19 protein-coding genes are annotated in these 21,198 nt (G+C 39.7%); 14 read left to right on the forward strand and 5 right to left on the reverse strand.

Annotated features, from left to right (window positions below; all coding sequences use genetic code 11):
- Window positions 1-68: 68 nt before the first annotated feature.
- The 10 genes from efp (at window position 69) to J500_RS00785 (ending at window position 10,693) form a co-directional block, all read left to right on the forward strand.
- Window positions 69-638 carry an elongation factor P gene (gene efp, locus J500_RS00740; protein ID WP_004989617.1) on the forward strand — a complete coding sequence of 190 codons (570 nt, stop codon included), beginning with the start codon at window positions 69-71 and terminating at the stop codon, window positions 636-638.
- Window positions 639-805: 167 nt separating this feature from the next.
- Window positions 806-2,911 carry a carbon starvation CstA family protein gene (locus tag J500_RS00745; RefSeq protein ID WP_004989616.1) on the forward strand — a complete coding sequence of 702 codons (2,106 nt, stop codon included), beginning with the start codon at window positions 806-808 and terminating at the stop codon, window positions 2,909-2,911.
- Entirely contained in the window at window positions 2,911-3,213 is a 303-nt protein-coding gene (locus J500_RS00750) for a YbdD/YjiX family protein (protein WP_171063279.1), read from the forward strand. Before J500_RS00745 ends, J500_RS00750 begins: the two co-directional genes overlap by 1 nt.
- An 81-nt stretch (window positions 3,214-3,294) precedes the next feature.
- Window positions 3,295-4,254 (forward strand): AAA family ATPase, encoded by a 960-nt coding sequence (locus J500_RS00755; protein WP_004989608.1) that lies wholly within the window; start codon window positions 3,295-3,297, stop codon window positions 4,252-4,254.
- 15 nt (window positions 4,255-4,269) lie between these two features.
- Window positions 4,270-5,175: a DUF58 domain-containing protein gene (locus J500_RS00760; protein WP_004989606.1), complete on the forward strand. Its 906-nt coding sequence runs from the start codon at window positions 4,270-4,272 to the stop codon at window positions 5,173-5,175.
- Window positions 5,176-5,699: 524 nt separating this feature from the next.
- Window positions 5,700-6,686, forward strand: a complete 987-nt coding sequence (locus tag J500_RS00765; protein ID WP_004989605.1) for an ABC transporter substrate-binding protein — start codon at window positions 5,700-5,702, stop codon at window positions 6,684-6,686.
- Between the two features lie 43 nt (window positions 6,687-6,729).
- On the forward strand, window positions 6,730-7,551 hold the full coding sequence (locus J500_RS00770; RefSeq protein ID WP_010588771.1) for an ABC transporter ATP-binding protein: 822 nt from the start codon (window positions 6,730-6,732) through the stop codon (window positions 7,549-7,551).
- A complete protein-coding gene (locus tag J500_RS00775) occupies window positions 7,544-8,338 on the forward strand; it encodes an ABC transporter permease (protein ID WP_004997010.1) in 795 nt (264 codons plus the stop codon). The genes J500_RS00770 and J500_RS00775 overlap by 8 nt, the downstream gene beginning before the upstream one ends.
- Entirely contained in the window at window positions 8,338-9,774 is a 1,437-nt protein-coding gene (locus J500_RS00780) for an amidohydrolase family protein (protein WP_034697706.1), read from the forward strand. Before J500_RS00775 ends, J500_RS00780 begins: the two co-directional genes overlap by 1 nt.
- 130 nt (window positions 9,775-9,904) lie before the next feature.
- Window positions 9,905-10,693, forward strand: a complete 789-nt coding sequence (locus J500_RS00785) for an alpha/beta fold hydrolase (protein WP_004997016.1) — start codon at window positions 9,905-9,907, stop codon at window positions 10,691-10,693.
- Between the two features lie 113 nt (window positions 10,694-10,806).
- On the opposite strand, the gene J500_RS00790 is transcribed toward J500_RS00785, so the two are convergent.
- Complete coding sequence (locus J500_RS00790) at window positions 10,807-11,463, reverse strand: epoxyqueuosine reductase QueH (RefSeq protein ID WP_004997020.1); 657 nt, start codon at window positions 11,461-11,463, stop codon at window positions 10,807-10,809.
- Window positions 11,464-11,849: 386 nt separating this feature from the next.
- On the opposite strand from J500_RS00790, the gene J500_RS00795 reads away from it, so the two are divergent.
- From J500_RS00795 to J500_RS00805, 3 genes are read left to right on the forward strand one after another with little or no spacing between them, the layout of a single operon-like run.
- Window positions 11,850-12,206 (forward strand): hypothetical protein, encoded by a 357-nt coding sequence (locus J500_RS00795; RefSeq protein WP_004997022.1) that lies wholly within the window; start codon window positions 11,850-11,852, stop codon window positions 12,204-12,206.
- Window positions 12,206-14,020: a PepSY-associated TM helix domain-containing protein gene (locus tag J500_RS00800; protein WP_034697709.1), complete on the forward strand. Its 1,815-nt coding sequence runs from the start codon at window positions 12,206-12,208 to the stop codon at window positions 14,018-14,020. The genes J500_RS00795 and J500_RS00800 overlap by 1 nt, the downstream gene beginning before the upstream one ends.
- A complete protein-coding gene (locus tag J500_RS00805) occupies window positions 14,020-14,358 on the forward strand; it encodes a DUF3325 family protein (RefSeq protein ID WP_049175568.1) in 339 nt (112 codons plus the stop codon). Before J500_RS00800 ends, J500_RS00805 begins: the two co-directional genes overlap by 1 nt.
- 94 nt (window positions 14,359-14,452) lie before the next feature.
- Here the strand turns inward: J500_RS00805 and J500_RS00810 are convergent, their stop codons facing one another.
- Window positions 14,453-15,253 (reverse strand): DUF4198 domain-containing protein, encoded by an 801-nt coding sequence (locus J500_RS00810; RefSeq protein WP_034697714.1) that lies wholly within the window; start codon window positions 15,251-15,253, stop codon window positions 14,453-14,455.
- A 132-nt stretch (window positions 15,254-15,385) separates the two neighbouring features.
- A complete protein-coding gene (locus J500_RS00815; protein ID WP_034697716.1) occupies window positions 15,386-16,612 on the reverse strand; it encodes a GGDEF domain-containing protein in 1,227 nt (408 codons plus the stop codon).
- 647 nt (window positions 16,613-17,259) lie between these two features.
- On the opposite strand from J500_RS00815, the gene J500_RS00820 reads away from it, so the two are divergent.
- Complete coding sequence (locus J500_RS00820) at window positions 17,260-17,997, forward strand: TenA family transcriptional regulator (RefSeq protein ID WP_004997047.1); 738 nt, start codon at window positions 17,260-17,262, stop codon at window positions 17,995-17,997.
- A 57-nt stretch (window positions 17,998-18,054) separates the two neighbouring features.
- Here the strand turns inward: J500_RS00820 and J500_RS00825 are convergent, their stop codons facing one another.
- A complete protein-coding gene (locus J500_RS00825; protein WP_034697717.1) occupies window positions 18,055-20,058 on the reverse strand; it encodes a lipase family alpha/beta hydrolase in 2,004 nt (667 codons plus the stop codon).
- Between the two features lie 126 nt (window positions 20,059-20,184).
- Window positions 20,185-21,114, reverse strand: coding sequence for an ABUW_2363 family tetratricopeptide repeat lipoprotein (locus J500_RS00830; protein ID WP_004997050.1), 930 nt, complete (start codon window positions 21,112-21,114; stop codon window positions 20,185-20,187).
- Window positions 21,115-21,198 lie beyond the last annotated feature (84 nt).

The following is a 21,198-nucleotide window of genomic DNA, read 5'->3' on the forward strand; positions in this document are numbered from 1 at the left end:
GACACGGAAAAAATAATGCTAGTCTAGCATTAATACATTTAAGTTAGTAAGTTTGGAGTGTGCCAGTCATGGCCAGTTATTCTACAAATGAATTCAAGCAAGGCCTTAAAGTCATGCTTGACGGTAACCCATGTTCAATCATGGAAAACGAATATGTTAAACCTGGTAAAGGTCAGGCATTCAACCGTGTAAAACTTCGTAACCTTAAAACAGGTAAAGTTTTAGAAAAAACATTTAAGTCAGGTGATTCATTAGAAGCTGCGGATATCGTAGAAGTAGAAATGGACTACTTATACAATGATGGCGAGCTGTGGAACTTTATGGATCCTGTAAGTTTCGAGCAAATTGCAGCTGATAAAGTTGCGATGGGTGATGCGGCGAAATGGTTAAAAGATGACTCAAATGAGAAATGCACCATTATGCTATTTAATGGTGTGCCATTAAATGTAAATGCACCAAACTTTGTGGTATTAAAAATCGTGGAAACTGATCCAGGTGTTCGCGGTGATACTTCTGGTGGCGGCGGTAAACCTGCAAAACTTGAAACAGGTGCTGTGGTTCGCGTACCGTTATTTGTTCAGCAAGAAGAAAGCGTTCGCGTTGATACTCGCACAGGCGAATATTTAGAACGTGCATAATGGTTTAAAAATAGACTATTATGCAGGGGATGATTAAAATCATCCCTTTTTTTATGCCAAAGTATTAGATGAAAATAAAAAGATGAGGAGTACAGTCACAAGGAAATTCTCTATATCAAGATGGATCTGAATTTTAGGGCGGTTAATCATAAAGAATGAGGTCATGAATGGATACAATTCAAAGGAAATCTACACTCCCCTCAAAAATACTCTGGAGTCTAGTCGCGATTATTGGTGCCATTTCTTTCGGGATACTGGCAGTCAGTCGTGGTGAACATGTTAATGCAGTCTGGATGGTGCTCGCTGCAATCTGTGTGTATAGCATTGCTTATCGGTTTTATAGTCTATTTATTGCTACTCGTGTTTTTGAACTTAATTCAAGACGCTTAACACCCGCACATCGGTTAGCGGATGGTCTGGATTATGTACCGACCAATAAATACGTTTTATTTGGACATCACTTTGCTGCAATCGCGGGTGCAGGGCCTTTAGTCGGTCCAATCTTGGCAGCGCAAATGGGTTATTTGCCAGGAACCATCTGGTTATTGGTGGGTGTGGTCTTGGCGGGGGCTGTTCAGGACTTTTTAGTTTTATTTATTTCGACTCGACGTGATGGAAAATCATTGGGTGAAATGGCAAAACTAGAGCTTGGCTCATTCGCCGGTGTTGTGGTCATGCTTGGTGCGCTAGGGGTGATGATCATCATCTTAGCGGTATTGGCATTGGTGGTGGTTAAAGCACTGGCACACAGTCCTTGGGGTGTATTCAGTATTGCTGCAACCATTCCGATCGCACTATTGATGGGCGTATATATGCGTTATATACGTCCGGGAAAAATCGCGGAAGTTTCAATCATTGGCTTTGTGCTGATGATGTTAGCCATTGTTTATGGTGGGCATATCGCGGCTGATCCATATTGGGGGCCATTTTTCACTTTAACTGGAACGCAATTGACATGGTGTTTGATCATTTATGGTTTTATTGCTTCTGTTTTACCTGTTTGGTTGTTACTTGCTCCGCGTGACTATTTATCGACCTTCCTGAAAATTGGGGTGATTGCAGGTCTTGCAATTGGTATTATCGTGGCCTTACCTGAACTTAAAATGCCAGCAGTCACGCATTTTATTGATGGGACAGGACCGGTTTTTGCGGGTAGTTTATTCCCGTTCCTGTTTATTACGATTGCCTGTGGTGCTATTTCTGGTTTTCATGCCTTGGTATCGAGTGGCACTACACCTAAACTCATTGAAAATGAAAAAGATATTCGTGTAATTGGTTATGGTGGCATGCTCATGGAATCATTTGTTGCCATTATGGCCATGATCTGTGCGACTGTGCTTGATCCGGGTGTTTATTTTGCAATTAATGCGCCAGCCGCAGTATTGGGTACAACGGTTGAAAGTGCCGCAGAAGCGGTGCGTAATATCGGTTTTGTAGTCACACCAGAAATGTTGACTTTATTGGCTCAGGAAGTTGGTGAAACCACGATTTTATCGCGTACAGGCGGTGCGCCAACGTTTGCGATTGGTATGGCACATATCATCTCTGAGATTTTCAATAATCGTTCAATGATGGCATTCTGGTATCACTTTGCGATTTTATTTGAAGCGTTATTTATTTTAACTGCGGTCGATGCGGGTACACGTGCTTGCCGTTTCATGGTGCAAGATACAGTCGGGATCGTTATTCCTGCGATTAAAAAGTCAGGCTCATTTGTAGGAAATGTGATTGGTACCGCCGTTGCAGTTGGCGGTTGGGGCTTCTTTGTCTATCAGGGTGTGGTTGATCCTTTAGGTGGGATTAACTCATTGTGGCCTTTATTTGGTATTGGTAACCAGATGTTGGCAGCCATGGCACTGATTTTGGGTACAGTCATTTTATTTAAAATGAAAAAAGAAAAATATGTTTGGGTCACGATTGTCCCTACGATTTTCTTACTGATTACTTGTATGACCGCGGGCTGGCAAAAGATTTTCCATGAAAATCCAAAAATTGGTTTTCTTGCTCAAGCAAACCGTTTTTCAGATGCAATGGGTCGTGGTGAAATGTTAGCGCCTGCAAAAACTATGGCAGAGATGCAAACGGTGGTGTTATCTAACCAGATTAATGCTGTTCTTTGTGCGTTCTTTATGATTGTGGCAGTGGTGATGGTGATTGCATCGATTGGCGTGATTCGTCGTGCTTTAGCGAGTCGCGAACCGACCACACATGAAGCGCCCGCTGTGTATGCCGATCCTGAAACGGTAGCGCCTGCTTCAACGCGAGGTGAATGATCATGAATCTAAAAGTTGCTCAAAATGGTCGTGCGGTGATTGTTAAAATCATCAAAATGACCATTATGTCGCAAAAGGATCTATTACTTTCTCCAAAGAATTGGTCACGTATTGCGACATTATTTAAGCGTTTACAGCAAAGTTTCCGTTTAATGGTCGGTGTCCCAGATTATGACACTTATCTTGAGCATATGCGTAAACATCATCCAGATCTGGAACCGATGGATGCCAAGACATTTTATCGTCACTGCGTGGATTCACGTTATCCATCCAGTGGCAATCTAAAAAAATGTCCTTGTTGATATCTGTTTCATTTGTTTAGAAAAATACAAAAAGGGTGTATGTTGATTCATACACCCTTTTTTTAATTAGGAAAGCTTGTGATGTGGGGCATGGAAAAACTCAAAAAAACTGAACTCCAACAGGAAAATTCAGAAATTGACCAGAAAATTGCGCAATATAGCCCCAAGATTGAGCAATTCTTAGCTGAAATTAATCAACTCATTTTAGATAAATCTAAACAAACTCAACTTGCACTAACTTGTTTGTTGGCTGGCGGGCATGTTTTATTTGAAGATTTACCCGGTTTGGGTAAAACGACACTGGCGAGTGCATTAGCGAGATTGGCTGGACTGGATTTTGGGCGGATTCAATTTACCAATGATATGCTTGCAAGTGATGTGATTGGTATCAATATGTTTAATCAAAAAGAACATGTTTTTGAGTTTAAACAGGGACCGATTTTTACCCAGATTCTTTTAGCTGATGAAATCAATCGCTGTAGTCCCAAAACTCAAAGTGCCTTACTTGAAGCCATGGAAGAAGGTTCAGTGACCGTAGATAGCATACATTATGATCTACCGAAGCCGTTTTGGGTGGTTGCTACGCAAAATCCGTTATTTCAGAGTGGAACATACGCCTTGCCTGAGTCTCAGTTGGATCGTTTTTTGATGCGTCTTTCACTTGGTTTTCCGTCCCGAAACGCTGAAAAATTACTATTACAACAAGCCTCAAGGCAAGATTTAGTTGCTCGGATTCAGCCTGTCTTCAGTGCGGACGAAATTCTTGAGCTTCAAGAGCTGGTAAAACAAGTTTATCTCAGTGATGTGATTTTGGAGTACGTACTGGATTTGGCAGAACAAACCCGTAAGCATCGACATGGTTTGTCTACACGTGGTGTTCTGGCTTTAAAGTTGGCAGCTCAGGCTTATGCCTTGATTGAGAAAAGAAGTTATGTCACTTCAGACGATATACAGGCTGTTTTTGTGGCAGTCACAGCGCATCGTATGAATATGACTGAGCATGAAGCGCGTCAATGTCTGGATGCCGTGGATATTTTATAAGTGAGAGAATCAAACATGCCATCTGGGTTTCAGAAATGGTTTGCCAAACGTTTTCGTATAGATCATTTTAAAAGCCTAAAGCAACGCGATATTTTGGTTTTTATCTATCAACAAGGATGGTTGTATCTGACTTTGATTGTGATTACGTTCATTGCAGGGATTAACTATGCAAACAATCTTATTCTTGGTTTTTGTTTTTTAATTAGTTCCGTGCTATGTATTAGTTTTTATCTCACTTTTAAACAACTTCATCAATTACAGATTGAAATGATTTATCCAGAGGTAGGACAGTTGGGTCATTCCTTGATCCTAAAATTACACTATAAGCAAACACGTGCATCGGCTCGCTTTATTCAAATACGGGTAGAGGATCAAGTGCATACCGTTCTTATTGATCAAATAAGTCAGGAAGCGGAACTTGTATTTTCACCTGAGCAACGAGGTCAATTTAAATTTCCTGTGATTCAGATATATTCAACTTATCCATTTGGTTTGGTTCGGGCATGGACATATCTTTATTTAGAGCAAGAGATCTGGATCGCACCACAAAGTTTGAATCTTGAGCTTGAATATAAACAACAACATCAGCTCAATCAGCATGATCTGGAAGAATTCCGTGAGCTTCGTAACTTTAGAGAAGGAGATTCTTTTCAGGCGGTGTCGTGGAAACAAGTTGCGCGGGGGCAAGGCTTATTTGTCAAAATGTTTGAAGATGAATCGGATCAGCATCAGTTTGAAATTGATTATGCTCATATTCCATGTCAGGAACATGAACAGAAACTGAGTTGGATGATGGCATTGGTTGAGCTTTGTGAACAGAGGCAGATTTTCTATAGTTTACATTTACCAATTCAACAGCTTGAATATGGTGCAGGTGAAAAGCAAGTGATTGAGGCACGCAAGTTATTGGCACAAGCTTGACCTGTTTTGCGAGTCTATTTGACTGGCTGAGTTGTTATATAGCGAAAAAGAAATTTTGCACAAAAAAGATGCACTTCAATCTATCTTGTCTTGTTAAGCAGAATCGAAAAAGTATTTTAGTTGCAACAATAGGTTGTTTATTCGATGATCAATCTGACAAAGTGTAGATGCATCGATAAAAATCAGATTGATGAAGTCAAATATATTTTAATACTAAATTAATTAAGTGTTTGATAGATAAAACAAAATACTTTGACTGCTAAAAATATATCAATTTATTTATATCACTAGTGTGAACCTATTTTGGCATAGCCCTTGCTAATCTATAACTGAGTATAAGCGGTTAGTGCGTTCAGTCGCATGGGACATTGCTCTACAGCGCAAGCTGTTCCTCTTAGGGGGACGGGGTTTTTATTGATCATAATAAAAGCCTTGAGAGTGTGTCATAAATAAATTGATCAGCACACTTAATGCCTCCTTTGAATGAATAGCAAAAGCTTTCACCTATTCATCAGAGGTTTATTATGAAAATTTATAACTGTTTAGGCAAAACGCGTCTGGCTGTGGTTGCCGCATCATTACTTTTTACTTCTTTGGCTCAAGCCAATGATAAATTGATTTTACAAACGACGTGGTATGCGCAGGCAGAGCAAGGTGGCTATTATCAAGCATTAGCAGAAGGGATTTATAAAAAACATGGTTTAGATGTCACCATCAAAGTCGGTGGCCCTCAAATCAATAACATGACCCTGCTCTTGGCTAAACGCGCCGATGTCATTATCAATTATGATTTACAAGTCTTAAAGGGAATCGAAAGTGGTTTCCCAATCAAAGCCATTGCTGCGCCATTCCAGTTTGATCCACAAGGGGTGATTACGCATAGTGATGTAAAATCACTGGCTGATCTAAAAGGTAAAACCGTTTTGGTTTCGACCAGCGGACAAGCAAGCTGGTGGCCGTGGTTACGTGGCAAGTATAAATTAGACAATTCTCAGGCACGTCCTTATACCTTTAATATGCAGCCGTTCTTGGCAGGTAAAAATGTTGTACAACAAGCCTATGCAACTTCAGAAGTCTTTCAAGCAAAAAAAGCAGAACCATCCAGTAAATTCTTTTTATTCGCGAATGATGGCTATCCAGCCTATGGCGGAATCTTAGTGACCCGTAACGATCTTTTACAGAGCAAACCAGACGTGATGCGCCGTTTTGTAGAAGCTTCTATGGAAGGTTGGAAAAGTTATCTGAAAAATCCTGCTGCGGGAAATGCCATTATTAAAAAAGAAAATCCAAATATGGATGATCCACTTTTAGCCTTTGCTGTTGGTCAAATGAAGAAGCTTGGTCTGATTGATGGTGGTGATGCCAAAACGATGGGCATTGGTGTTATGACCGATGCGCGTTGGAAGAAAACGCGTGATTTTATGGTGCAGGCTAAATTATTGGATGCCAAAGTGGATTGGAAAGCGGCTTATACCACTCAGTTTGTTAAACCCACTGCCAAGAAAAATTAAGCCGACCAATTAGGTTGTAAAAATGCCAAAGGGGGAACCTAATATGAATTCAGCAGTTTCGGTCAGTATTGCGACAGAACCTAGTGCAAACCTGAGTAGCCCTATGTTGATGGTGCGTGGCGTAGAAAAAGTGTATCCAAATGGAACACATGCTTTGCAGCGCTTTGATCTGGATATCCAGCGCGGTGAAATTGTGTCACTACTTGGGCCATCGGGTTGCGGTAAAAGTACCTTACTCAAAATGTTTGCCGATCTTGAGCAGCCATCTGCGGGACAGGTGCGCTGGAACGGGAAAGCTGATATGCAATCTCAGTGCAAAATGGCAATGGTGTTCCAAGAAGCAACTTTAATGCCGTGGGCAAATATTCAGGATAATGTGCGTTTGCCACTGGATTTACGACATGTGTCTAAAAATATCAGCAATCAAAAAGTAACCGCTGCTTTAACTTCTGTTGGTCTGGGTAAATTCGGTGAATCTTATCCGAAAGAACTGTCTGGTGGTATGCAGATGCGCGCATCACTGGCTCGTGCATTGGTCACTGAACCTGATTTATTGCTGATGGATGAACCTTTTGGTGCTTTGGATGAGTTTACTCGCCATCGCTTGGATAGTGATATTCGGACTTTGTGGTCTGAGCGTGATTTAACCATTGTTTTTGTCACACACAGTATTTATGAAGCTGTTTTTTTATCGTCACGTGTCATTGTGATGGGTGCGCGTCCTGGTCGAGTAGTGGCTGATATCCGAATTGAAGGCCCTGATCATCGCGATGAACATTTTAGAAACTCAGATATTTTCATGAAGCAATGTGCGCATTTATCTGAAGTATTAGAGCAAGCCAGTGGAGGCGAACATCATGGTTAAACCGTTAATGAGCCATCCTAAATTTCGCCGTATCGCTGCACCTTTGCTTTTGGGCGTCGTATTATTGTTAATTTGGCAAATCAGTTTGCAACAACTCAATGTCCCTGTTTATTTGATTCCAAAACCTTCCGATATTGGTCATGCTTTGGTGTCTCAGTCAGGCTTACTTTTTGGAAGTCTGTGGGTAACTTTAAAAGTGACACTACTGGCTTTTCTTTGCGCCGTTGTGATTGGAACTTTGATTGCTTTCTTATTTGTACAAAGTCGTGTGATTGAAGCCTGTTTTATGCCTTATGCCATTTTATTTCAGGTCACACCGATTGTTGCAATTGCGCCTTTAGTGATTATCTGGATTCAAAACACGACTTTGGCTTTAGTGGTGTGTGCCATGTTGGTTGCTATTTTCCCAATTTTAACCAATACCACCTTAGGTTTACGCAGTGTCAATGCAGGTTTGTTGAATCTATTTCGTATCAATAAAGCCAGTCGCTGGCAGGAGTTAATGCGTTTACGTGTACCAAATGCGTTGCCATATTTCTTTGGTGGTTTACGGATTTCCAGTGGTTTGGCTTTAATTGGAGCGGTGGTATCCGAGTTTGTTGCTGGAACAGGTGGAACCAGTGCAGGATTGGCGTATCAGATTTTACAGGCAGGATTTCAGCTTGATCTACCGTTAATGTTTGCAGCACTGTTCTTGATTACTTGCACAGGATTGGTTTTATTTGTTGCAATGTCCATGTTAAGTCAAATGTTTCTAAACAAATGGCATGAGAGTGAGCAGACCTGATGAATTATCTAATTAAAAATGCACACGCAATTTTAACAGGTCTGGCTGGTGAAGCAGCGCGTATTCAGGCAGACAGTATACGTATTGGAAATGGCGTTACTACCGAGATTGGCTCATCACTCAGCTTACAGGCCAATGAAACGGTAATCGATGCACGAGATTGCGTGATTTATCCTGCTTGGGTAAATACCCATCATCATTTGTTTCAGTCACTTTTGAAAGGTGAGCCGCAAGGCCTGAATCAAAGTTTGACACCGTGGTTGGCTTCTACACCCTATCGGTTTCGTGGGGCTTTTGATGAAGAAAGCTTTCGATTGGCAGCGCGTATTGGTTTGATTGAACTGCTGCGATCAGGCTGTGGGACTGTCGCAGATCATCATTATTTATATTGGCCAAATATGCCTTTTGATGGCGCGGAAATTTTATTCGATGAAGCCGATCGACTCGGTTTACGTTTTATCCTGTGTCGTGGTGGCGGGACGTTAACCCGCGGGTTGGAAGCAGAACTTCCGCAGGCATTACGTCCAGAAAAATTTGAAAATGTGATTGCTGATATTGAACGTTTAGTCAGTAAATATCATGACAGTCGCCCGCAAGCCTTTAAAAGAATTGTCATGGCGCCAACAACGGCATTACATTCGACTACACCAGAACAATTACGTGAAACGGCACAAGTTGCAAGACGTTTAGGCATTCGCTTACATAGTCATTTGTCTGAAACGGTGGACTATCTGGATGCGGCGCGGGCCAAATTTGGCATGACGCCTGTTCAATTTTGTGCTGAGCATGATTGGGTCGGTGAAGATGTTTGGTTTGCACACTTGGTTAAACTTTTACCAGAAGAAATTCAGCTTTTAGGGCAAACTAAAACAGGGATTGCGCATTGTCCACAAAGTAATGCGCGTCTCGGCAGTGGAATTGCAGATCTGGTAACTCTAGAAAAAGCGGGAATGAATATCTCAATTGGGGTGGACGGTGCTGCCTCCAATGAAGCCGCAGATATGCTGTCAGAAACTCATGCAACATGGATGTTACAGCGTGCCCGTAAAGGTATGTTTGCCCAACCAAAGTATGATGGTGGGACGTTTGAAGGCGGTGCTGATGCGGCGACCGTCGAAGATGTCATCCGTTGGGGGACGCAAGGCGGGGCACAGGTTTTGGGTTTATCTGATATTGGTACGCTTGAAGTCGGTCAGCAGGCTGACTTGGTGGTGTATCAACTCGATGATTCACGCTATATGGGGTTGCACGATATGGCAATTGGGCCTGTCGCCAGTGGTGGTCAGGCACAAATTAAACACATGCTGATTGGCGGTAAGACAGTGATTGAAAACAATCACATCCCTAATCTGGATATGCGTGAATTAGCCGCACAGGCTCGTGAAGCTGTCAAAAAACTTCAGCAGCGCGCTGAAAACATGGCATTAGCTTCATAAATCTGTATTAAAAAACAACAGCTCTCAATGGAGAGCTTTCTTTTTGCTACTGAAATGTAGTTGTCGCTTGAAAAAAATGATCAAGCCGAGCTAGTCTAAGCTATAGAGCAATAAATACAGGTAAATCCTTATGATACTTAATACTCATATCGTCGAATCAGATCATGTAACCAGTAACACACCAGTGGTTTTATTACATGGTTTATTTGGTAGTTTGTCGAATTTGGGTGTTATTGCTCGAGCTTTGAATACCAATCATAAAATCATTCAAATTGATTTGCGTAATCATGGTTTATCACCGCACAGTGATGAAATGAATTATGAAATTATGGCGCAGGATGTGATCGATACTTTAGATGAGCTTGGTATTCAACAATTCAGCTTAATTGGCCATTCAATGGGTGGAAAAACTTCCATGAAAATCACAGGATTATATCCTGATCGTGTCGATAAATTGATTGTATTAGATGTCAGCCCTGTGGCTTATCAGGGGCATCGTCATCGAGATATTCTGGATGCCATTAATGCTGTTCGTGCAGAGCCGCATGAGTTGAGTCGTAAGCAAGCGACAGAGATTATGAAACTATACATTCCACAAGATGGCGTGATTATGTTTTTACTCAAATCTTTTAATCAGGGGCATTGGTTATTTAATGTCGATGCGCTTGAAAAACAATATCCAAATTTGACTGGCTGGAATGACATTGAGCCGTGGAATAAGCCGTGTTTATTTATTCAGGGCGCGAAGTCTGAATACATTCAAACAGAATATGAAAAAAATATTCGTGAACAATTTCCACTGGCTGAAATTAAAACCATAGAGGGTGTAGGACATTGGTTACATGCAGAAAAACCTGAACAAGTGGTCAAACTTATTCAGGATTTTTTACATGAACAAGGTGAGTCACGCGCTTATTGATGCAGCATAAATCGTTAAGATTTGGCTCTAAGTACATTGAAATAAGCGTTAGAGTCAGTTTTTCTCATCAGCTTGTGAAGCTTGAGTTAAGAAATGAGGAGTTAAAAATTAAATTAATCAGGATCTGTCGCTGAATAAAACTTCACGCCAAGTTTAATCCGATCACGTCCCTGACTCATGCGCCAGCGATTGCTATCACGTAGCGAATAGACGCAACCGCAATATTCTTGTTGATAAAATTCTTCACGTTTACTGATTTCTAGCATTCGAGTCGCACCGCCATTTTTACGCCAGTTATAATCCCAATAGTGTATATCTGGATAATGTGATGCGGCACGAATCCCACAGTCATTAATTTGTTGCATATTTTTCCATCGAGAAATGCCCAAGGAACTACTAAAAATTTTAAAATCGTGTTCATGGGCATACAGCGCCGTGCGCTCAAAACGCATATCAAAACACATGGTACAACGAATACCTTTTTCAGGTTCGTTCTCCATTCCTTTGGCACGTTGAAACCAGTTGTCTGTATCGTAATCACAATCAATAAAAGGAATATTGTGCTTTTCGGCAAAACGAATATTTTCTTCCTTGCGAATCAAATATTCCTTAACAGGATGGATATTTGGATTATAAAAAAAGATGGAATAATCGATTTCAGAATGCAACAAAGTTTCCATGACCTCACCTGAGCATGGTGCACAACATGAATGTAGTAATAATTTATCAGCTTGCGCTGGAAGTTCGAGTTTAATACGCGATTTGCTCATGAAGACAAAATAAAGAATAAAATAGTTTTTTAAATTTAACTCAAATCATTCGAAGTAACCTGAAACTTATTCACGCAAAGTTGAGTGATCTTCATTGTTATCTCGTGATTTAAAAATATAGATATTCTAAATCAAAAAATTAAGATAAATTTATGATAAAGACTTACGGAAAAAGGAACTTAATTTCTATGAATGTCGAGTCGAGATAATAGATAGTCTTCTTTCATTCAAGTTTATTAGACTCTAAGTGTTTATTTCCTTTGATTATCTTTGACTTGCAGAAAATATCCACAAAGTCTCCATAATTTTACTATAATATAACAACTAATAATGATTCTTGTTATTGTTTCTATTTTTTGTTTCAGACATATCAGGGGATATTGCATATGTCTAGTTCTGAGTTAACACAACAGTCATCTGTTCAGGTTCAACAGATGCCACGGTCAAAACGTGCATCTAAAACCACACCTATTTCATATCGTATTCAAATTTTTATACGTTTTGTGGTTGCGTTATTTGGAGGTTATGCACTATCTGCTTTATTGGCCGTCGTAATCAGTTTAGCTTTTAAAAATACGCCTACCAGTGCAGTCATGACGGCAACCATGCTCGCTTTTATCTGTCATGTTTGCGTCTTTATTTGGGTATTTTTGCAGCATTCATTGATTAAATCGATTATGGGTGTGATGATTCCTTTACTGATTTTAACTGTCATCTACTTCGGCTTAGGAGGTACATCCTAATGCGCGTAGATGGAAAGGCCGAAGGCCCGCGTCAGTCAATGTCATGGTTACACACTTGGTCGAGTTTGATTTTGGGCTGGTTGTTGTATGCGATTTTTCTCACAGGAACTTTGAGTTTTTTCCAAAGTGAAATGACGGTCTGGATGAAGCCAGAGTTACATCAGTCATTACCGCCTCAGTCACAAGTGCAACAGGTTCAAACGGCATTAAATTTTTTACAACATAAAGCCCCAGACGCAGGTGCATGGAATATCAATTTACCTTCATCACGTCAAACGACGACTGAACTTAACGTTCGTGGTGCCAATGAAGATCCAAGAGCACGGCGCGGTGGTGAGCGTATTACGATTGATTCTAGTACGGGTGAAGAAATTAAAGCGCGAGAAACCCGTGGTGGTGGTTTCTTGTATCGCTTTCATTTTGAACTTTATGGTATGCCACGAATTTGGGCACGATGGATAGTCGGCATCGCGACATTGATGATGTTCGTTGCCATTATCAGTGGTGTGATTACGCATAAGAAAATTTTTAAAGATTTCTTTACTTTTCGTGCAGGCAAAGGTCAGCGTTCATGGTTAGATGCGCATAATGCGACCGCAGTACTGGCTTTACCTTTTCATATCATGATCACGTTTAGTGGTTTATTGCTACTGATGTATATGTTGATGCCTTGGGGAATTTCTTCTGTATATCCTGATCGTATTCAATTTTTACAGGCACAGCGCGCTGAAATGTTAGGTGAAAAGCCGCCACCACATCAGGAAGGTAGTGGGAGAGAAGGGCGTGGCGAACAAAGTCAGAATCAGGGCAATCGCAATATGGTGGCAGGTCAGGACAGATCTCAATCGATGTCGCGCGGTGAAGGATCGGTCTCTCAATCTGGACAGCAACGAGGCGAGCGTCGTAACGGCGCTCCACGAGATGGCGCCAGAGAGCGCCGTGATTTACCAACACAAACTGCTGCATTGACTGACATCACACCTTTAATGTTATACGCACAGAAGCAATGGCCAGATAACACAGTTGGTACTATCAGTATTATTCGTCCGAACACGACCAACAGTGAAATTGAGATTAAGGCGTTGTATGCTGAAAGTGTACTGCACCGTAACGTTGTTCCAACTCTGATTTTCAATGGTGTCACAGGGGAGTTGGTTTCAGATGCAAAACCTGTTTATATTTCAGTTCCCACAGGAATCTATAATGCTGTGACCGTGTTACATGAAGGTCGTGGTCTAGATCTTGGACTGAGGTGGTTGCTGTTTATCTCAGGGGTGGTGGGTACCTTGATGGTCGCGACTGGGCTGGTTTTATGGTGTGTTAAACGTGCGCCACAACAAGAAAAACAGGGATTTAAAAGTTTTGGCTTTAGATTGGTTGAAAACTTAAATATTGCTGCGATTATTGGTTTGCCTATCGCGATTGCCAGTTATTTTTATGCAAATCGCCTTATTCCTGCACAACTGGAAAATCGTTCTGATTTGGAAATTAAAACCTTTTTCTGGATATGGTTATTTACGCTTATTTATGCTGCTTTACGTCCTGCACGTCAGGCGTGGCTTGAACTTTTGACATTGGCTGCACTGATGTATTTGTGTATTCCAGTCCTCAATGCTTTGACCGATGGACGTGCTTTATGGAGTAGTATCTATCATGAGCAATGGATGGTCGCCAGTTTTGATTTGGTCTGTTTATTCTTAGCAATCCTGTTTATTTTTAGCTTCTTTAAGCTAAAAAAACACAAAGGTACAGTTAAAGTTAAAAAGCATATTCAGCCGAAACGAGCTTTGGCAGAAGCGGTTGAGGAGGCATGATGATTTTTTTCATACTCTATATATTATGCCTATGGGGATTTGTGGCTTTAGCTTCTTATCTGGATAAACACCAAAGCCAAATTTATCAAAAAGTCTTATCTCGCCAAAAAGCAAAATGCGCTTTAGCTGTGGGCTATATACTCATTACAATAGCTTTAATCATTGCGATCAAAATGCTTAAAGCTTCAATTGGCATGAGTTACTGGTTTGGTATTTTAACTTTAGCTGCATTAACAGTGGGTTGGGCATTATCTTATCAATCACAGCGCTTTTTTAAAGTGATCGGTGGTCTTAGTGTGTTTAGTTTTATTGGGTTGTTACTTGTAGCACTTCGTTAATTAAGCAGCAAATAATCGGAGTTTAAAAAAACCCTCAAATTTAAATTTGAGGGTTTTCTTTTATATGATGCAAATTAATACTTTGTTTTGAGTATTATTGAGCTGCTACAGCCACACTAATAATGGTGTAGTACTGATTCTGTGGTTTTTGTGCTGGATCAACCGATTCTGTGACTTCAATCAGATATTCTCCTGCATGTGGAAAAGTAATAGCCGCATTCCCTTGCTCATTGGCTTTAAACCGTATGATCTGCTTGTCTGATGCACCTTTGGCACGAACATTTACTTCTGCATGTTTAAGTGGCTGCTGCGACTTGCTGATTTTTAAGTTTTCTGGTTGATTGGCTTTTAGTTGTGTTGGATGATGACTAAAGATCACTTGAATCGGTGCTGTACCTGTCGTGCTAAGCGGCGTTGCTTCACCTTTAGTTACATAGCTTTGTAGTGTCCATTCACGCGTAATTTTTTCTGAACTGTATTTTTTATTTTTAAAATCGTCTGGAATCAAGTATTCACGCTTAGACTTTTCACCTGCTTTATCTGCGGGAACTTCAAATAACATTTTCCATTGCTTTTGATCTTTGGCATAAGTTAAAGGGAATTGGGCTTTCGTCTCTAGCAAATAAGTGCCTTTAACAGGTAATGCCAAATCTGCCACACTGACTGATTTTAAAGTACTGGTGACGTCAATTTGGATGCTTTCTTGTTTGGGGTTAATGACTGTAATTTTGGCATCTTTAAGCGCATGTTCACTATTTAAAGCTTCCTCTGCGTAGCCTGCAATTAAAGGAATCTGTGTATTCTCGGTATGATAACTTAAAGGTGCTAAATATGGTTCGTGGGCAAAAGCAGAAGTAGTTAGCATTAAACATGCAAGAAGTTTTATTTGATTCATTGAAATAACCTGATCGGAGCAAAAAATTTAAACGAGCCATTATAACTAATAATCATTATCATTAAATCAACTTTTGCTATTTAAATCCCATAAATCATTAAAATAAGCTTAAAAAAACAATCAAATGCCAAATTAAATCATTTCAACACTAAAACTTGTCTGTGCAATCTGAAACTGATTACGACCACTACTTTTTGCAAGATATAAAGCATGATCGGCTTTGGCTATAAAATCAGATATATCACAGTCTTGATTTGGCGTCATGGTTGCTACACCTGCGCTAATCGTCACGTGGGAAGAGACTTGGCTAGAAGGGTGAAGTATTTCAATGTTTTTAACTGCATCCATTAAGCGTTTTACATGCAAAATTGCTTCAGATTCATCGGTCATTGGAAATAATAATAAAAACTCTTCACCTCCATATCTTGCTGCAACTTCGCCACTGCGCGAAACAAGTGAGGCAATAGATGTTGCAATTTTTCTTAAGCATTCATCGCCTTGGACGTGTCCTAAGGTGTCATTATAATTTTTGAAAAAATCAATATCGACCATCATCACTGTAATGGGAGTTTGATAACGTATCGCCCGATTCCATTCAGCAGATAAAACCTCATCCAGATAACGTCGGTTGGCAAGTCCTGTCAATGAGTCTTGTTGTGAGAGTGCAGATAATTTTTGAGCTTGTTGCACTAATTCCAAACGGTTGAGTTCAATGATGCAATCCTGTAAATAATTTTCCCGATGTTGTCGGTCTGTTGCATAGGCCAAAGCCATACCTAGAAAGCTACTAAATGTGTAAGTTCGATTTAATAAAGTCCAGTCAATTGCTCCATTTAAAGAATGGCTGACGACAATTCCAATAAGGCCTCCCAACCAACCCGCAATCAGGGCAGTATAAAAACGCATCCCTACAAATCCATAGATAATGACGATGGCATACATCATGGCTGCATGATACAAAATGCTGCTCTGACCGCGTTCAAGCACATTGATCATAATGAAAGTAATGGCGACAGCAGCGCAAGAACCTAAACAAACATAGAACTCGAAATAGGGATTAAGTTTTTTGACAAAAGATAAGAGCCATGCAATGAATACGATGATCCCAACCCAGCCATAATAGGAAAACCATTCATGGACTTGGCCTTTGGGTAATGTCTGATAAATACCGAAACATAAAAAAGCATATAGTGCTAAGATAATGGGAGCACGAAAGCGAAACTCATATGCAGCTTCAGTTTGATATTGTTGACGATAAGCAGACTCAAGCCGTCTGGGAAACCAGACAACATTTAACCCACGTGCAATCAACTGATCGATTTGTTCACGGGTTAATATATTTGAGCCATGTAATCTCATAGCTTATCTCACTGTCCTTGAAATTGTTAAGATCGTTATGTTTCATCATGTCCTATATTTCTTTTACTCTTTTTTATCAAAAAATAAAAGTCTGCTAAGCTGAGCTTATAATGTATTTTTTGCTAAAAATTATTTTTAAAATAAAGAATCTATTTTTTATAATATTATAGTCATAAAAAAATAGAAATAAATGATTTATGTAAATGTTTAAAAAATTATAAATCTTTATAAAACTATAGTTTTATCTGTTTTTAGTTGAGCTTATAAGTCATTGGAATCATTTGGTTAATGTAAATAAAAATTGGGGTTAAAATTATAAATTAAAAAACAGACTTAAATTGTCACATTCTGCCAAATTTTAAAAATAAAATAAAATGTTAAAATAATAAGGGAAAATAAAAAATAATTTGAATTATCTTTGTTTTATTTAAGAAATTGAGATTAAATTCACAAAGTATAAGTCATCCTATAAAAAACTGATCAATAACTTTAGAAAGATATTCTCTCTTATACAAATAGTAGGTAATATATTTTTTGAATGAGTCATCGATACTGAAACTAAAAGTGACTCCGATGAAATGAAGAAAATCTTTAAATTTCATGCAATAAATGACACTTACGGTTGATCATAGAAAGGGAAGAGAACGATGGGAGCTCTTACGCAAGGATTAGTACTTGAAATTACACCACATTCTGGTTGGGCTCAAGCATTTTGGGATGATTTAGTTCCCGTAAAAGAGCGAGTGAGTCATCATCCTTTATTTATTGACATGGCCAATGGAAAATTGTCGTTGGCGTGTTTTCGTCTTGCGCTATTGAATTTTTATCCTTTGGTCGCACATTTCCCTTCTTATATGGCACTGGCTTTATCAAAAGCAACCGATTTCACTCAACCGGGTGTTACTGAAAGTCGAGATTGGCTTATTCAGAATATTAAAATTGAAGAAAGGCATCTAAATTGGTATCGAGACTGGGCGGTTGGTTTTGGGCTAACGGTCGATGAATTGGATCGTGTCACGCCTCCAGTAGAAATGAATGCAGTGAATCATTTTTTATGGAATATGAATTATCGCAGTTCATTGGCTGAATGTCTGGCAGCAACCAACCTTGCGATTGAGTGGGCGACAGGAGATTGGTCAATTCAGGTCTATAAAGGAATTAATGCATATATCGATCATCCTGAAGTCAATATTAATAAGCGTTCACTGGCATGGCTACGTGCGCATGCACATTATGATGATCTGCATCCTTATGAAGCGATGGAACTGATTAAACGTTTATGTGACCATCAACCTGAGTTACAAACAAAAGCCTTTAAGGCAGCTCGAGAAGGGCTTGAATATTATGAGTTAGCACTGGATTATTGCTATAAACAACACGCTTAATCGCTAACACAGTGTGAATAAAAAGGCTCTGTCGATTTAAACAGAGCCTTTTTTTGATTATTTGATATTGTGATCTACTAAATGTTGGCGAAGAATACGTCTGAGTTCAAGGACAGCTTCAGGAGTTTTTTGAATCGAATGTCCACCTTTAATGATAACTTCTGATGTTGCTCCATCCAGATGCGCGCTCTTGTAAGGAACAATACCATCAGTCATCACATCTGGATCTTTGCTATTAGTTTTGTTGCCAATAATCGAATGGAAAACAAAGCCTTTTGGCGGGTTAATATCTTCAGTTAAAGCCATGAATTTAGATTTATGACTTAAATCACTTGGTCCATTTTGAATAAGACCTTTATCAATACGAGTCAGGATATCTTTCGCATCGATATCTTGATTGGTAATGGTATCAGTCACTGCACCGAGGAAAGCACCAGGTAACTTAATAATTTTACGGGCCGCACGAGTAAACCATAAATCTGCGAAATCAGTTCCACGATTCGGCGATGACATGAAAACAGCACGGTCAAAATTGGTAATCGGTTGAATTTTTAAACGTTCTGATACGATAGGGTGTTTTTTGAGCTTGGCTTGTTGATATGGACTCATCATCGACAAAGCTGATTGGGAAATATCGGCATTACTCACCAAAAGTCGACTGATAATGCCACCCATACTGTGTCCAATCAGAACGGCATCTTTGTCGGCTGGATCGTTTGGATTGAGTCCACCAAATGCTTGTTTAAGCAGAGCATATATTTGGAAACGGCTCTCCAATATCGGCATATTGGTCGAATAAAAGCCCTGCCATACCTGATAATGTTCACGTAAGATACTATCTCCCATAATGTCATTGGTTAATGCAATCCAAGCTTCAGGACTACTTGCTAAACCATGAACCAGAACAATCACTTTTTTGTTTGGGTTATAGGGTTCAAGCATATAAAGATGTGGCATGGTCAACCGTTCTTCACGGTCAATCAGGCTTAAGTAGGCAGCAGCGCCTAAATTATTTTCTGCAAGCCATAAACCGTATGGGGCAGAAAAGTTTGCAGCCAATGGATAGCTCTTTCCTGCGATATCCACATTTTCTGTACGATATGGATCCATGACCTGCACAGTAATGTTAGGTGAATTAATAATGTCATCAACACTCTCTGCTTTGACTGGTCGTGCGACGATGGTTGCAGATAAATATCGAGCCTTGTGGATATTAGGGTTTATGCTTGTTTGGTAAGATGCATTGAGAGGATCGAGAATATATTTATTATTGGATTTTTCCTCTGATGCTGGGAAAACCGCGACAAACTCTGATCCGAAACCATCACGACGGTTGATGGTACGTAGCCCAGAGAAATTCAAATTATAGCTTGAGATAAATCGATCTAACTCTTTATTTTTTAACAGTTGATATTGATCCAGATTGATATTGTAAATGCTATTACCAATTTTTACGCTATCAGTTGCTTTTTTTACACTTGAACGTTGCGCGCTAATCGTGACTAATTTGGCAATGGCCTGATTATAAAAATCTCGAATTTGAACTTGTCTGTTATCAAAAATACGATCTATCGGTTTGCGTTTGGTCTTAAATAAGTATGCATAACTATAACGAATACTTTTATCCAGCATTTTGAGTTGTTCAGTTTGACAGTCATCATAGGTTTGTTGCGTTTGTCGTTGATGCTCTTCTGAACGATGCTTGGTAATGCTGCTCACGGTACATGCAGAGGATTTATCCAATTGCATGGCTTTGGCTAAATAGAGTTCACTTGCCGTTGAGAGAAATTGCTCATCGACAATTTCAGGGATCATTTTGAGTTCATTGACACAGGACGTCGGTTGATCCATACAAATTTTGGCTTCACGTCCAGACATGGAAAGAACATTTAGGCTCGCTTCACTTAATTTGTCTTGCATCAAAATACTATTACGCTCATTGGCAATAGTGACATTCACTGCTTGTTGTTTGACACTAACAACTTGACATCCACTCAGCAGTGTAATTGAAAGGGCGGAAACCAAAAATAAAGTGCTATTTTTTTTTCTAAAATTAATCATGGTTTATAAAGAGAATCTGATAGAAACTTAGTTTGATCATACGTGATCTGTGTGAATTTTCAATTCACCCCAATTATAATTCACAAAAAAGGCTGTAGAAACAGCCTCATTATGAAAGGGATGGTATTAAGATGCAGGTTTAGCTGCAATGGCAGGATTATTTAACACTTGCCAGACATTCCATCGTCCTTGTTTCTCAATCTCAGTGAGCAAACGGTCAGCGACTTCTGCTTCATCTGGATATTTGATTTTGTAATTTTTTAGGGTTTGGATCGCGTTTTTCTTTTGTTCCATCGCAATGTAGTTATTGACAGAAGCTAAATAAGCTTCTTGTACACCGCCTTGCATGGCTTTATTTAAATAAGGAATAGCTTCGCTTTGACCACCACCTTCAGATAAACCAAAACCAAACCAGAAATTCGCTTCTGGGTCTTCTGGATTAATTTTGAGTAAACGTTGAGCGTAGGTCAGCGATTTAGTGGTGTAGGCAGAACCTAAATCCAGATTACGACCTAAAACACTGGCTTTGAACGCACGAATAAGCACGTCAAATGATGCATTTGGATTGGTTGCTAGCGTATCTAGTTGATGTGAAACTTCTTTTAATTTGCTTTCGTAGCCTTTACGTTCTTGGCGATCGGTGAAGCGTGGTGGATAATGACGGGCTTTACCTTCAACTAATTGTAAAAAGTCATCTATATCAGTGACATCAAGCTCATTTTCACCAGCAAGGGCGGCATATTTCATCGAGCGAGTGTTGCTATTGACCGTTGGAATAATCAGTTTATTGACATCAAGCGTAATACTTTTATTTGGATCGCTTGGGTCTTTAACCACCATTTTGGTTACAGGTTGAGCCGCGGCTTCTTTAAGAGCAACTTCAAAAGGAGGGGGGGCATCATAATTGAATGGATTTAATGCATAAAATGGAGGTGAAACGTCAGGTTCGGTAAAAACAAAAGGTTCAGGTGCATTATTTTTTTTGACAGCAACAGGACTACATGCAGTTAATAGCGACGCTGCGAGTAGTGTGTATGCCAAAGGCTTAAGCATCATATAAACGTCCATTCTTTGTTGTTTAAAGTTAAAAAGATGTTTGTCGAGCCAGTCTAAGAAAAGCCAGACAAACATGCAATGAGA

Origin of the sequence: Acinetobacter sp. 479375, from assembly GCF_000581715.1 — a bacterium.
Classification (GTDB): domain Bacteria; phylum Pseudomonadota; class Gammaproteobacteria; order Pseudomonadales; family Moraxellaceae; genus Acinetobacter; species Acinetobacter ursingii.

What these genes read in the sequence shown, in the direction of transcription:
- J500_RS00755 (WP_004989608.1), top strand. Translation starts at nt 3,295, where the DNA reads ATGTGGGGCATGGAAAAACTCAAAAAAACTGAACTCCAACAGGAAAAT.
- J500_RS00830 (WP_004997050.1), bottom strand. Translation starts at nt 21,114, where the DNA reads ATGATGCTTAAGCCTTTGGCATACACACTACTCGCAGCGTCGCTATTA.
- J500_RS00785 (WP_004997016.1), top strand. Translation starts at nt 9,905, where the DNA reads ATGATACTTAATACTCATATCGTCGAATCAGATCATGTAACCAGTAAC.
- J500_RS00790 (WP_004997020.1), bottom strand. Translation starts at nt 11,463, where the DNA reads ATGAGCAAATCGCGTATTAAACTCGAACTTCCAGCGCAAGCTGATAAA.
- J500_RS00770 (WP_010588771.1), top strand. Translation starts at nt 6,730, where the DNA reads ATGAATTCAGCAGTTTCGGTCAGTATTGCGACAGAACCTAGTGCAAAC.
- J500_RS00805 (WP_049175568.1), top strand. Translation starts at nt 14,020, where the DNA reads ATGATTTTTTTCATACTCTATATATTATGCCTATGGGGATTTGTGGCT.
- J500_RS00760 (WP_004989606.1), top strand. Translation starts at nt 4,270, where the DNA reads ATGCCATCTGGGTTTCAGAAATGGTTTGCCAAACGTTTTCGTATAGAT.
- J500_RS00825 (WP_034697717.1), bottom strand. Translation starts at nt 20,058, where the DNA reads ATGATTAATTTTAGAAAAAAAAATAGCACTTTATTTTTGGTTTCCGCC.
- J500_RS00820 (WP_004997047.1), top strand. Translation starts at nt 17,260, where the DNA reads ATGGGAGCTCTTACGCAAGGATTAGTACTTGAAATTACACCACATTCT.
- J500_RS00765 (WP_004989605.1), top strand. Translation starts at nt 5,700, where the DNA reads ATGAAAATTTATAACTGTTTAGGCAAAACGCGTCTGGCTGTGGTTGCC.
- J500_RS00745 (WP_004989616.1), top strand. Translation starts at nt 806, where the DNA reads ATGGATACAATTCAAAGGAAATCTACACTCCCCTCAAAAATACTCTGG.
- efp (WP_004989617.1), top strand. Translation starts at nt 69, where the DNA reads ATGGCCAGTTATTCTACAAATGAATTCAAGCAAGGCCTTAAAGTCATG.
- J500_RS00775 (WP_004997010.1), top strand. Translation starts at nt 7,544, where the DNA reads ATGGTTAAACCGTTAATGAGCCATCCTAAATTTCGCCGTATCGCTGCA.
- J500_RS00815 (WP_034697716.1), bottom strand. Translation starts at nt 16,612, where the DNA reads ATGAGATTACATGGCTCAAATATATTAACCCGTGAACAAATCGATCAG.
- J500_RS00800 (WP_034697709.1), top strand. Translation starts at nt 12,206, where the DNA reads ATGCGCGTAGATGGAAAGGCCGAAGGCCCGCGTCAGTCAATGTCATGG.
- J500_RS00810 (WP_034697714.1), bottom strand. Translation starts at nt 15,253, where the DNA reads ATGAATCAAATAAAACTTCTTGCATGTTTAATGCTAACTACTTCTGCT.
- J500_RS00780 (WP_034697706.1), top strand. Translation starts at nt 8,338, where the DNA reads ATGAATTATCTAATTAAAAATGCACACGCAATTTTAACAGGTCTGGCT.
- J500_RS00795 (WP_004997022.1), top strand. Translation starts at nt 11,850, where the DNA reads ATGTCTAGTTCTGAGTTAACACAACAGTCATCTGTTCAGGTTCAACAG.